Annotated in this window: 9 protein-coding genes; 2 read left to right on the top strand and 7 right to left on the bottom strand. The window is 68.6% G+C overall.

Features of this window, described 5'->3' with window-relative positions:
- Nucleotides 1–105: 105 nt before the first annotated feature.
- The 7 genes from ASC91_RS10295 to ASC91_RS10265 all read right to left on the bottom strand — a co-directional run bounded on the left by ASC91_RS10295 (nucleotide 106) and on the right by ASC91_RS10265 (nucleotide 8923).
- The gene (locus ASC91_RS10295; protein ID WP_056196036.1) at nucleotides 106–537 is read right to left on the bottom strand and encodes a cation transporting ATPase C-terminal domain-containing protein; all 432 of its coding nucleotides are present in this window, start codon (nucleotides 535–537) and stop codon (nucleotides 106–108) included.
- 19 nt (nucleotides 538–556) lie between these two features.
- On the bottom strand, nucleotides 557–3244 hold the full coding sequence (locus ASC91_RS10290) for a bifunctional acetate--CoA ligase family protein/GNAT family N-acetyltransferase (protein WP_056196033.1): 2688 nt from the start codon (nucleotides 3242–3244) through the stop codon (nucleotides 557–559).
- A gap of 7 nt (nucleotides 3245–3251) precedes the next feature.
- Nucleotides 3252–4325, bottom strand: coding sequence for an NAD(P)-dependent alcohol dehydrogenase (locus ASC91_RS10285; RefSeq protein WP_056196029.1), 1074 nt, complete (start codon nucleotides 4323–4325; stop codon nucleotides 3252–3254).
- Nucleotides 4326–4463: 138 nt separating this feature from the next.
- Nucleotides 4464–4943 (bottom strand): carboxymuconolactone decarboxylase family protein, encoded by a 480-nt coding sequence (locus ASC91_RS10280; protein WP_056196027.1) that lies wholly within the window; start codon nucleotides 4941–4943, stop codon nucleotides 4464–4466.
- Nucleotides 4944–4991: 48 nt separating this feature from the next.
- Nucleotides 4992–5942: an RNA polymerase sigma factor SigJ gene (gene sigJ, locus ASC91_RS10275; protein WP_056196024.1), complete on the bottom strand. Its 951-nt coding sequence runs from the start codon at nucleotides 5940–5942 to the stop codon at nucleotides 4992–4994.
- Between the two features lie 57 nt (nucleotides 5943–5999).
- The gene (locus tag ASC91_RS10270) at nucleotides 6000–7805 is read right to left on the bottom strand and encodes a glycoside hydrolase family 9 protein (RefSeq protein WP_056196022.1); all 1806 of its coding nucleotides are present in this window, start codon (nucleotides 7803–7805) and stop codon (nucleotides 6000–6002) included.
- Nucleotides 7802–8923, bottom strand: coding sequence for a hypothetical protein (locus ASC91_RS10265; RefSeq protein WP_157281415.1), 1122 nt, complete (start codon nucleotides 8921–8923; stop codon nucleotides 7802–7804). The genes ASC91_RS10270 and ASC91_RS10265 overlap by 4 nt, the downstream gene beginning before the upstream one ends.
- Nucleotides 8924–9240: 317 nt before the next feature.
- Between ASC91_RS10265 and ASC91_RS10260 the strand changes: the two genes are divergently transcribed.
- On the top strand, nucleotides 9241–10491 hold the full coding sequence (locus ASC91_RS10260) for an ROK family transcriptional regulator (protein ID WP_056196018.1): 1251 nt from the start codon (nucleotides 9241–9243) through the stop codon (nucleotides 10489–10491).
- A gap of 64 nt (nucleotides 10492–10555) precedes the next feature.
- Complete coding sequence (locus ASC91_RS10255) at nucleotides 10556–11497, top strand: carbohydrate kinase family protein (protein WP_056196015.1); 942 nt, start codon at nucleotides 10556–10558, stop codon at nucleotides 11495–11497.
- The last annotated feature ends 4 nt before the right edge of the window (nucleotides 11498–11501 follow it).

The following is an 11501-nucleotide window of genomic DNA, read 5'->3' as shown; positions in this document are numbered from 1 at the left end:
GTGCCGATCCCCAGTGACAGGTATTGGCACGTTGTTGACTTCGGACGCCAACTAACAGCGACAGCACCCAGCCAATCGACGCTCGCTCCAGAGTTATTGAGACAGTCACGACGTAATCGCCCCACGCCCGGCCGCTCTCATCACCGCCTTCCGCACCTCCCCCACCCACAGCACGCTGCTCGCTATCCCCACGCACACCGCCCGCTGCTGCAAGCTCAGCGGCGCCGTGCCAAACACAAGGTTCAGCGGCGGGAAGTGAACCACCGCCACTTGCAGCAGCGCCGACAGCCCCATCGAGCGCCACAGCCAGCGGTTGACGAACAGACGGCGAAACGCGCTGGCCGTCTCTGAGCGGGCGTTGAAGCAGTTGAACTGCTGCGCCAGCACCAGTACCGTGAAGCCGGCCGTGCGGGCGGTGGTGAGGTCGCCCTCTTCTGCGCTCAGGCCGGCGATCAGGCCGACGGGCAGGTAGAGGTCAATCGTTGCCAACGTCGCCGGTGCCATCGTCAGGCCCGCCCACACCACGCCCCACAGCATGCGGGCGTCAATGGCGCGCTCATTCGGCCGGCGTGGCGAGCGCTGCGCTTGTCGTCAGATCCAGCACGTAGCGATAAACATCGCGATCCGACCCCGCCTCGTCGAGCGCGAAGCCGCCGTTCGCCGCCAGCTCGCGCATGCCCGCGTTCTCGCGCAGCACCAGCGCCACCAGCCGCTGCGTGCCGTGGCCGCGCAGGTAGGCCACCATCTTGTCGAGCAGTCGCTGGCCCAGGCCCTCCCCTTGCAGCTCGGTGGCCAGGATGATGGCGAACTCGGCCTCGACGTTGTCGGGATCGGCCACGGCGCGCACGACGCCCAGCGTGCGCTGCGTGCCGTCGGCTTGCGCTTCGAGCACGACGAAGGCCATCTCGCGGTCGTAGTCGATCTGCACCAAGCGGGCCAACTCGCTGCGCGGCAACTCGCGGCGCGTGCTGAAGAAGCGCAGGCGGATGTCCTCGGGCGCGAGCTGCCCGGCGAAGGCGAGATGCCGCGCCTCGTCCTCGGGGCGAATGGGCCGCACCAGCAGCTGGCGGCCCTGCCACTGCCACGTCTCGGCGAGTTCGGCCGGATATGGCTGGATGGCGAAGCGCGAAGTGCCGGCGCTGGCCGCAGGGGTGACGCGCAGGCGAGCGTCCAGCGCGATGACGCCGTCGCCGTCGGCCAGCAGCGGGTTGATGTCCAGCTCGGCCAGCTCGGGCAGGTCGGCCAGCATTTGCGAGACGGTCACCAGCACGTCGCAGATGGCGTCCATGCGCGCGGGTGCATGGTCGCGGTAGCCGGCAAGCAGCCGGGCCACGCGTGTGCCGGCCACCAGCTCGCGGGCCAGCACGCGGTTCAGCGGCGGCAGGCCGATGGCGCGGTCGGCCATCACCTCCACCGCCGTGCCGCCCTGGCCGAACAGGATGACCGGGCCGAACACCGGGTCCACGCTGGCGCCGACGATCAGCTCCTGCGCATGCGGCCGGCTCACCATGGCCTGCACCGTGAAGCCGGCAATGCGTGCTAGCGGCTTGATCGAGCGCACCCGCGCCAGCATCTGCCGGGCGGCCAGCCGCAAGGCCGCGTCGTCGCTCAGGCCCAGCACCACGCCGCCCATGTCCGACTTGTGGCTGATGTCGGGCGACAGGATCTTCAGCGCGACCGGGTAGCCGATGGCGACTGCGGCTGTCACCGCTTCGTCAGCGGTGGGACCCACCGCGACCGTCGGCACGACCGGGATGCCATAGGCCTGCAGCACGGCCTTGGCCTCCAGCTCGTCGAGCATCTCGCGGCCATCGGCAAGCGCCGCCTCGACGACGGCGCGCGCCGCCGCGCGGTCCGCCGGCCCGGCCTCGCTGGCGGTGGGCGCCTCGGTGAGCAGCGCCTGGTTGCTGGCGTAGCGGGCCAGCATGGCGAACGCTCGCACAGCTTCCTCGGGCGTGTCGTAGCCGGCCACGCCCGCGCCTTCAAAGGTGCGCCGCGCCTCGGCCACGCCGGCGTCGCCCAGCCAGCAGCTCATCAGGCGGCCCGCCGCCTCGCGCGCCAGTGGTGCGCAGGCAAGGGCGATGTCCTCGCTGCGCACGATGGCCGTCGGTGCGTGCATGAAGAGCACCGTGCCGGTGTCGGGGTCGTCGAGCAGCGCGCGCAGCGTGGCGGTGTAGCGCTCGACCGGCGCGTCGCCAATGATGTCGACGGGGTTGCCGTGCGACCAGGTGGGCGGCAGCACGGCGTCCAGCTTGGCGCGAAGCGCGTCACTCAGCGGTGGCAGGTCGACGCCGGCCAGCGCGGCGGCATCGGCCGCCATGACGCCGGCGCCACCGCCGTTGGTCATCAGCGTCAGGCCGCGCTGTGGGCTGCCGCGGAAATGCGCCAGCGTTTCGGCCGCCATGAACAGGTCTTGCAGCGTATCCACGCGCAGCATGCCGGCGCGGCGGATTGCGGCGTCGATGACCACGTCCGACCCGGCCAGCGCGCCGGTGTGCGACGCGGCGGCCTGCAGGCCCTTGCCCGCGCGGCCGGCCTTGACGACGATGACCGGCTTGTTGCGCGCCGCCGCACGGGCCGCCGACATGAACTTGCGCGGCGACTCGATGGACTCGATGTAGAGCAGGATGGCCCGCGTGTGCGGGTCGCTGGCGAAGTGGTCCAGCAGGTCGCCAAAGTCGACGTCGGCCCGCTCGCCCAGCGAGACCATGTGCGAGAAGCCGATGCGCCGCGACCGCGCCCAGTCGAGCACGGCCGTCACCAGCGCACCCGACTGCGAGACGAAGGCAATCTCGCCCGGCAAGGCGTCGACATGGGCAAAGCTGGCGTTCAGGCCGATGCACGGCGACAGCAGGCCCAGGCAGTTGGGGCCGAGCAGGCGCAGCAGATGCGGCCGGGCGGCGTCCAGCGCGGCCTGCTTCTGAACAGCGTTCAGGCCGGCGGTCATGACGATGGCGGCGCGCGTGCCCAGCTGGCCCAGCTCGGCAATGAGGCCGGGCACCGTGTCGGGCGGCGTGCACAGCACGGCCAGGTCGGGCGCCTCGGTGAGGTCGCCGACGCGGCTGGCAAGCGCCACACCATCCAGCTCGGCGTGCTTCGGGTTGACGCCGAAGACGGCGCCCGCGAACGTGCCGGCGCGCAGGTTGCGCCAGACGGTCGCCCCGACGCTGCCGGGGCGGTTGGAGGCGCCGACCACCACGACCGAGCGCGGTGACAGAAGCTGGTCGAGGTGGCGGATGCTCATGCGGATGTCAGGGGGTAATCGCCACCTTGAGCACACCGTCGCGCTGGTGGCCGAACAGCTCGTAGGCCGCCTCGATGTCATCGAGCTTGAAGCGGTGCGTCACCATGGCCTCCAGGTTGACGCGCCGCGCGGCGATGACGGACATCAGCCGGCGCATGCGCTCCTTGCCGCCGGGGCAGAGGGTGGTGACGATCTTGTGGTCGCCCAGGCCTGCTGCAAAGGCGCCGAGCGGGATGGTCAGGTCGGTGGAGTAGACGCCCAGGCTGGACAGCGTGCCACCCGGCCGCAGCACGCGCAGGCAGGCCTCGAAGGTCTGCTGCGTGCCCAGGGCCTCGATGGCGACGTCGACGCCGCGGCCGTCGGTCAGGCGCATGATTTCTTCCACGGGGTCGACCTTGCTGGCGTCGATGACATGGTCGGCGCCCATCTGCCTGGCGATGGCCAGGCGGTTGGCCAGGCGGTCGACGCCGATGACCATGGACGCGCCGCTGAGCTTGGCGCCGGCGGTGGCGCACAGGCCGATGGGACCCTGCGCAAACACCGCCACCGTGTCGCCGATGCGCACGCCGGCGCTCTCGGCGCCACTGAAGCCGGTCGACATGATGTCGGGGCACATCAGCACCTGCTCGTCGGTCAGCGAGTCGGGCACCGGCGCCAGGTTGGCCATGGCGTCGGGCACCAGCACGTACTCGGCCTGGCAGCCGTCGATGGTGTTGCCGAATTTCCAGCCACCCATGGCCTTCCAGCCATGCGATGTGCCGGCGCCGTCCTGCGAGCCGCAGCCGCACAAGCAGGCCGTGCTCCAGCCGCTGGGCGTGATGGCACCAGCGATGACGCGCTGGCCCTCGCGGTAGCCGCGCACACCCGAGCCGAGCTTCTCGATGATGCCCACGGGCTCGTGGCCGATGGTCAGGCCGCGCTCGACCGGGTACTCGCCCTTGAGGATGTGGATGTCGGTGCCGCAGATGGTCGTCGTGGTGACGCGGATCAGCGCGTCCTGCGGGCCGACATCGGGCATGGGCTTGTCATCGAGCACGATGCGACCGGGCTCGACGAAGACAGCGGCTTTCATCATGGCCATGGGAAATCCTCCAAAAGGCGCTACGCGCCTGGAAGGTTCCATGACGTCAGGCCACCCTACTCCGAGGCCTTGCCCAGGTGCAGGGTGGGAGCGCCGTTGCAGGGTAGGACGCGAGGCCGGCGGCCGCTTTGCGCCAGATCAGTTCAGGCCCGCCTTGTCCAGGCCGAACATCTTGTCCGCCGAGCCCGGCACATTGCGCACCGCCACATTCATGCGGTTCCAGCCATTGATGGCGGCAACGCGCCAGGTCAGATCGGACAGTTCCTCGGGCGGGAAATACTCGCTGACTTCAGCGTAGGCGGCGTCGGAGACGCCCTCGGCCGGGATGCGCGTCAACAGCTCGGTCCAGGCCAGGGCGGCGCGCTCCTTGGGCGTGAACAGCGTCGACTCGCGCCAGATGGCGACGTGGTGCAGGCGCAGCTCGCGCTCGCCGTGCATCTTGGCCTGCTTGACGTGCATGTCCAGGCAGAAGGCGCAGCCATTGAGCTGCGAGGCGCGGATGTCGATCAGCACGGCCAGGGTCTTGTCCATGCGGAAGGCCATGCTGAAGTCCAGGTACTTCTTGGACAGGTCAGCGGACTGGCGGAAATAGTCGAGGCGGGCTTGGTGCGTGCTCATGGCAATGTCCTTGGATGTTGTGGGCCGACAAAATCGCCGGCCTCACACTCAAGACGGATCAGCCGCGGCGTTTGTGACACGCATCCGGATCCCGCTGAGCTTGTCGGGGTTGCGCTGGATATAGACGGCACCCACCTGGCCCGACTCAGCCGACGGTGCCAGCGCAATGGTCTGCACGAGTCGACCGCCGTTGCTGTCGTCGAGGATGAGCAGGCCCGGCAGGCCGTTGACGACCGCCGGCAACAGGCGCCAGGACCGGCTGGTGGGCAGTTGCGCGAAGCCGATGAAGGTGCGCGCGATCTGCGCACCGCCATGCAGGGGCTTGGGCACCGCGCTGACCTTGCCGCCGCCGTCGGCCATCAGCACGGCGTCCTCGCTGAGCAACTGCGCCAGAGCCGAGACGTCCTGGCTGCGCACGGCATCCATGAAGGCGGCCACAAGCCGATCAGCCTCCTCCTTGGCCACCTCGCGCCGCGCATAGTCGGCCTTGATGTTCTTGCGCGCGCGGCTGATGAGCTGGCGGCAGGCGGCCTCGCTGCGGTCCAGGTGGCGGCCGATCTCGTCGTAGTCCAGGTCGAACACGTCGTGCAGCAAAAAGGCGGCGCGCTCCAGCGGCGACAGGCGCTCCAGGGCCAGCATGAAGGCGATGGACACGTCCTGGGCGAACTCGGCCTGCTTCTCGGGGCCGGGGGCCCAGCCGAACAAGGCTTCGTCCTCCAGCATGGGCTCGGGCAGCCAGACGCCCACGTATTGCTCGCGCTGCACGGCGGCGGAGCGCAGCTTGTCCAGGCAGAGATTGGTCACCAGCCGCGACAGGAAGGCGCCCTCGTGCTGGATGGGGGCCGCATCCACCTCGGCCCAGCGCAGCCAGGCCTCCTGCACGATGTCCTCGGCCTCGGCACGCGAGCCGAGCATGCGGTAGGCCAGCGCGCGCAGGCGGCGCGCATGGTCACGGTCAAAGCGCAGGGCGCGGGCGGTGGGCGAGAGGTCGTCGGTCATGGCGGGAGTTTCGCGGTTCAACTCCCTCCTGACGGGACAGCCCCCACGTTTGTGACATCAGCGCGCGATCTCCACCGCCGCCAGCAGCATCCAGGCCGAGTGCGGCAGCCACTGCTCCACCCAGCGCCACTGCTCGCCGTCGGGCCCTGGTCCGAACGCAATATCCTCGCCCGTATCGCTGCCGACGGCGCCCGTGATGCCATTGGAGATGCCGCCGGCAAACATGTCGCCCGCGCTGGACGGTACGGCCGGCGGGTTGCGCTTGCCAAAGCCGTAGAGCATGGAGATGCCGTAGGGGTTGCGGCCCAGCGTCCAGTCGAGCTGGCTTTGCGCATAGCCGGCCCAGCCCTCGGGCATGCCGGTGCCGAGCTGGCGGCTGGCAACCGCCATGGCCGTGGTCAACGAGGCCAGGCGCGCACTCTCGCCCTGCCACCAATAGCCGGTCTCGTTCTTGTGCGGGATGAAGAAGCCCTCCATCACGGAGCCTTCTGCCTTGCCGTTCGGCGCGAGCTGGAAGGACTGGCGTGCATAGCCATAGGGGTTGGACACGCGCTGGGTGATGGCGATCTCATGCTTCAGTGCCGACGCGATGGCAGCGGTCGCGCGGCCGCGACGCGCCTCCTGGGTCTCGATGGCTAGATAGTGAGTGAGGCTCAGCACCGGCAGGCCGGCTTCGACCGCGTGGTAGTAGGGCCGCGAGCCGCCATCGCTGATGAAGCCGCCGGCAGCGGTCTGGCGGCCCATCAGACTTTCGGCGCGCAGCCGGGCGGCGTCGAGGAAGCGCGGCTCGCGTGTCGCGTTGAACAGCTCGACGGCTGCCATCAACGCCGTGTAGTCGTCGATGATGTTTTCGACGCCATTGGCCGTGTACTGCGCATTGAACTGCTGCAGATGGTCGAAGGCCTTGACCGCGTCGGCCAGATAGGTCGCACCGTTGAACTCGCCCTGCCGACCCGATTGCTTCGCCAGCAGCGAGGCCCGCGCCAACGCCGCGATGGCCATGCCGCCCCCCGCGCGATAGGCCGAGCGGTAGAGCTGGGTGTATTTGCCGTCCTCGCCCTCGTAGCCGACGACCATGCGCTCGGCCTTCTCGTCGCCCCATTTGTCAAACACCGTCGTGTAGAAATAGCCCTCTGCGTCGAGGATGCGGTGCAGATAGTCGGCACCCCAGAAGGCCTCGTTCTCGGCGCGCTTGAGCAGGCCCGCGCGGCGGTAGAGGTCGGCCGAGGTGTGGGATGTATAGGCCAGCACCCAGGCCGCCATCGACGTCTGCTGCGGGTTGAAGAAGTTGGCGTAGCCGAGGTGGGACAAATACTTGCCCGTGTCGCCGCCGGCATCCTTCCAGCCGCCGTGCACGTCGACGAACCTATCCGTCTCGAAGATGCGGATGCGGCTGTCACCCTTGCCCGTGTGGCGGCTGCGGTGGAAGTAGTCCAGCGTCTTGTCGGCAATCGTCGTGAACAGGGCCTGGTCCCGCACCGGGACCGGCGCCGACAGCGCGCGCTTGTTGCCCAGCGTGGCCTCGACGCGATAGGCGCCCGCCTTCTCGATGGCCGAGAAGTCGACCTCGAAGTAGCGCTTGCCCGCCCCCCAGGCGGAGAACTCGGGCAAGGCCTTCAGTTCGCCCTGGGCGACGACCTTGCCACCGGCCAGCACACGGTAGCGCCCAGCCTGGGCCGGGCCCGTGGACTCGACGACAGCCCTTTTGGGGCCGACGCGTTCCAGCGCCACCTGGTTGATCTGCACCAGCAGCGGATCGGTCGGCAACTTGACCGACACCGTCGTCACCGGCGCAGCCGCCTCGGCGGCAACGGCCAGCGGCATGGCGGCCGCCAGGGCCGCTGCAATCAGGATTCGCTTCATTCCCACGCCATGTTCTTGGACCACTTGATGCCCGAGGTCGGGCATTTGCCGCTGTTGTCGGGGTAGCTGCTGTTGATGACCGAATTGACCGTGCTGACGCTGTTCATGGCCGGATTCTTCTTGTAGATGTCCAGGGCCATGCTGGCGCGCCAGCAGTTGCCCGCATCGTCGCCGAGGCTGCTGGACTTGAGCCAGCGGATGTACTGGTCGGTCAGGTAGGTGGCGAAGCAGGTCTCGGCGCTCAGGCTGCCGCAATTGCCAGCGTTCTTGACCGAGGTGAAGGCCGAGACGCTGCCAATCGAGCCGGTGTTGACCTGCACCTGGAAGGCCATGCCGACGAGGTTGTGTTTGTCGAAGGCCGTGAAGCCGATGCCCTTCAGGGCGCTCAGGACCGGCAGCAGCTTGTCGTTGTTGATGTGCGCGTAATGGCTCATCACATACTTGTCCTGCTGGTTGTCGAAGGCCGACTGCAGGGCCTTGCAGATCTTGGTCAGGGCCGCGCGCTTGGTGGAGTTGGAGCGGCTGAGGTTGGGATAGGGGTCGAGCCGCGAATCATCCGCCTTGAAGTTGGCGGCCGACACGCCGGTGACCTGCACGCCCCAGTTCTTCATGTCGGTGTTGGTCGCGCCGGTCTTGCCCAGCACATAGGGCGCGAAGGCGTTCTTGAAGTAATCCGGGAAATCGCCCACCGTCGTCACACCGACCGGGCCGAAGGTGTTGCCCCGGTAGTCGGAGATGCCGACGCTGGCCTCGTAGTCCACCTCGCAATAGCGCCAGGGGCCGACGTCCTGGTAGTTGGTGGTGCCGTTCTCCGGGTAGGCGTCCATGCTGAGCACGGCCTGCCATTGGGCGACGGTCAGCTTGCGGTTCTTGTCGAAGACGTTGCCCCAGACGCGAGAGTCCCCCACCGGGATGACGCCGCTGGCTGCCGCTGGCTGCACGGCCGTCACCAAGGCCTGGCCGCTGGCGGTCTCGGTCTTGGTATAGAGCCAGCCGTCCTGCACATAGGCCGTGCTCTTGGCGGCATTGCTGCCGGCCGCATTGCCAGCCCCAATTGCCAGCGAAGACAGGCTCAACAGGGCGAGGGCCGCACACGAGCCGATCCGGAGTGATTGCATGTTTGCCTCAACGAAGTCTTGTGGCGATGGAAGAGCCACGGGGTTGTGGATGCCCACGAGCAGCGCGCGCACTGCCGGCGAGGAGCGCAACTTCACTGCTGGATGCGCCGGGCCAGACCTCGTCCCTCCAACGGGACTTCACGTCTCATGGGCGGCGAATGTAGGGCCGCCAAGCCGGCATCGTAAATATTTAAATCCAATGGTTGTATGAATTTATTTCAAACGTGATCGACGCCGGAACCGCCGCCTCGGACAGAATCGCGGCCCGGGCACAGGCCCCACCTATCATGGGCACAACGAAAGCGCCGTCAGCACGCATGAGAACCACCGGCCGAGGAGCCACCCAACAGTCCAGCGCCCCCTTCAACCGCCGCGTGGTGCTGGACTTCATCCGCCAGCAAGGCGCCGCCTCGCGCAAGGACATCGCCGACATGGTGTCCCTGAGCCCGCAGACGGTGGCCAACATCACCAACGACCTGGAGGCCATCGGCCTCATCGTGTCGCGGCGCCAGAAGGTCGACAAATCCCGCGGCCAGCCGCCCATCGCCTTCGAGCTGAACCCGCAGGCCGGCAACGCCATCGGCATCAGCCTGGAGCCGGGCCGGGCCTCGGCCGCCCTCGTCAACCTGGTCGGCGAGATCCGCAGCCGCTGCGAGGTCGAGCTGGACACCAGCGACCGCCAGCAGATGCTGGCCTCCATGCTGCAGCTCGTCGCGCGCCTGCGCCGCGAATCGACCGAGCGCCTCTGGGGCATCGGCGTCGCCCTGCCCGGCCCGCTCGGCCATACCGACATCAGCTTTGTCGGCCCGACGGCACTGGAAGGCTGGAACGACCTGTCCGTGCTGGACGAACTGCGCGAGACCACCGGCCTGCCTCTTTTCTACCGCGTCGACAGCGTTGCCGGCGCCCTGGGCGAGACGCTGTTCGGCGTCGCCAGGCACCTGGACGACTTCTTCTACCTGCACCTGGGCCTGGGCCTGGGTGGGGCCCTGGTCATCGGCCGCTCGGCCTACCCCGGCGCCGACGGCAATGCCACCGAGATCGGCCATGTGCCCATCGTGCCCGGCGGCACCCCGTGCTATTGCGGCAACCGCGGCTGCCTGGAGCGCTATGTCTCCATGCACTCCCTGGCCGAGGCCCTGGGCGTGAGCGACCACGATGTCTGGACCCTGGACCTCAGTGCACGCCTGCAGCAGCCCGGCGACGAGGCCCTGCACCGCTGGTGCCGCCAGGCCGCCGACCGCCTGCGCGACGCCGTCTGCATGATCGAGAACATGCTGGACCCGCGCTCCATCGTCATCGGCGGCTCCGCGCCCAAGGTGCTGGTGGAGCATCTCGTGGCGCTGGCCCTGCCCTGGCACCGCTCGGTGCGTGGCGGCATGGCGGCGCCCGAGACCCGCATCGTGCTGTCCGACCGCCAGGACGACTCCTCCATCCTCGGCGCCGCCGTGCTGCCCATCTACGAGATGCTGTCGCCGCGCCTGGAAGTGCTGCAGCAGGACCGCCGCGGCGACCTCGACGTGGGCGAATTGCTGGGCCATCGCCCCGTCACCAAGCGAAGCGGATAAATATTTCAATCCATTGGATTTAATTATTGACACGACTTCCGGCGGGCTCCTATAGTCGGCGCCCATGGACACGGATCGCGCCCTTTTCACCCCTCAGCTCAGCGTCGTCGGCGACGTTGGCGTCGACCTGGTTCTCGGCTCGCTCGAGGGCTGGCCCAGCATCGGCACCGAGCTGCTGATGCCGCGCAGCGAGCTGCGTGCCGGCGGCTCGGGCGCCAACGCGGCGCTGGCCGCCCGCCACATCGGCCAGGCCACCCACCTCATCTCGGCCGTCGGCAACGACCACTTCGGCCACTGGCTGGCCGAGCAGTTCACCGGCATTCGCACCCACCTGGAAGTCTGCGACCGCGAGACCACCATCTCGGTCGGCCTGATGCACAGCTGCGGCGAGCGCAACTTCTTCACCACCCACGGCCATCTGCAGCAGCTGTCGGTACAGCATGTGCTCAAGCACCTGCACGCCACGCCGGTGCCGTCCATCGCCCTCTTTACGGCGCCCTTCCTGCTGCCCCATCTGCGCATCCGCTATGCCGACCTGCTGGCCGAAGCGGCCTCGCGCGGCTACCGCATCGCCCTGGACACCGGCTGGCCACCCGAGGGCTGGGACCGCGACGAGGTGCTGGGCTGGCTGCCGCACTGCGACCACCTGCTCATCAACGAGCTCGAGGCGCGCAGCATCGCCGGCACCAAGGATCTGGACGATGCGCTGACGTTGATCGCCAAGGCGCTGAAGCCAGGGGCCAGCCTCGTCGTCAAGGTCGGCGCCCGCGGGGCCTTGGGGCTCGAAGCAGGACGGCGTGTCGCCCATGACACCGAGCCGGCCGACATCTTCGACACCATCGGCGCGGGTGACGCCTTCAACGCCGGCTACCTCTCTGCGCGGTTGCGCGGTGGCGACCTCGCCGAAGCCCTCGCCGCCGGATGCCGCACCGCCCGCGCCATCCTCGCGCGCTTCCCCCGCAAGACCATCCGCGCCGGCGAATTCGCCGACTGCGTCGCCGCCTGAACAC

Source organism: Pelomonas sp. Root1237 (assembly GCF_001425055.1).
Lineage (GTDB): Bacteria > Pseudomonadota > Gammaproteobacteria > Burkholderiales > Burkholderiaceae_C > Pelomonas.
The sequence above is the reverse complement of the archived record's forward strand: the minus strand, read 5'-3'. Positions and strand labels throughout refer to the sequence as shown.

What these genes read in the sequence shown, in the direction of transcription:
- ASC91_RS10270 (WP_056196022.1), bottom strand. Translation starts at nt 7,805, where the DNA reads ATGAAGCGAATCCTGATTGCAGCGGCCCTGGCGGCCGCCATGCCGCTG.
- ASC91_RS10265 (WP_157281415.1), bottom strand. Translation starts at nt 8,923, where the DNA reads ATGCAATCACTCCGGATCGGCTCGTGTGCGGCCCTCGCCCTGTTGAGC.
- ASC91_RS10280 (WP_056196027.1), bottom strand. Translation starts at nt 4,943, where the DNA reads ATGAGCACGCACCAAGCCCGCCTCGACTATTTCCGCCAGTCCGCTGAC.
- ASC91_RS10285 (WP_056196029.1), bottom strand. Translation starts at nt 4,325, where the DNA reads ATGGCCATGATGAAAGCCGCTGTCTTCGTCGAGCCCGGTCGCATCGTG.
- ASC91_RS10290 (WP_056196033.1), bottom strand. Translation starts at nt 3,244, where the DNA reads ATGAGCATCCGCCACCTCGACCAGCTTCTGTCACCGCGCTCGGTCGTG.
- ASC91_RS10255 (WP_056196015.1), top strand. Translation starts at nt 10,556, where the DNA reads ATGGACACGGATCGCGCCCTTTTCACCCCTCAGCTCAGCGTCGTCGGC.
- ASC91_RS10260 (WP_056196018.1), top strand. Translation starts at nt 9,241, where the DNA reads ATGAGAACCACCGGCCGAGGAGCCACCCAACAGTCCAGCGCCCCCTTC.
- ASC91_RS10295 (WP_056196036.1), bottom strand. Translation starts at nt 537, where the DNA reads ATGCTGTGGGGCGTGGTGTGGGCGGGCCTGACGATGGCACCGGCGACG.
- sigJ (WP_056196024.1), bottom strand. Translation starts at nt 5,942, where the DNA reads ATGACCGACGACCTCTCGCCCACCGCCCGCGCCCTGCGCTTTGACCGT.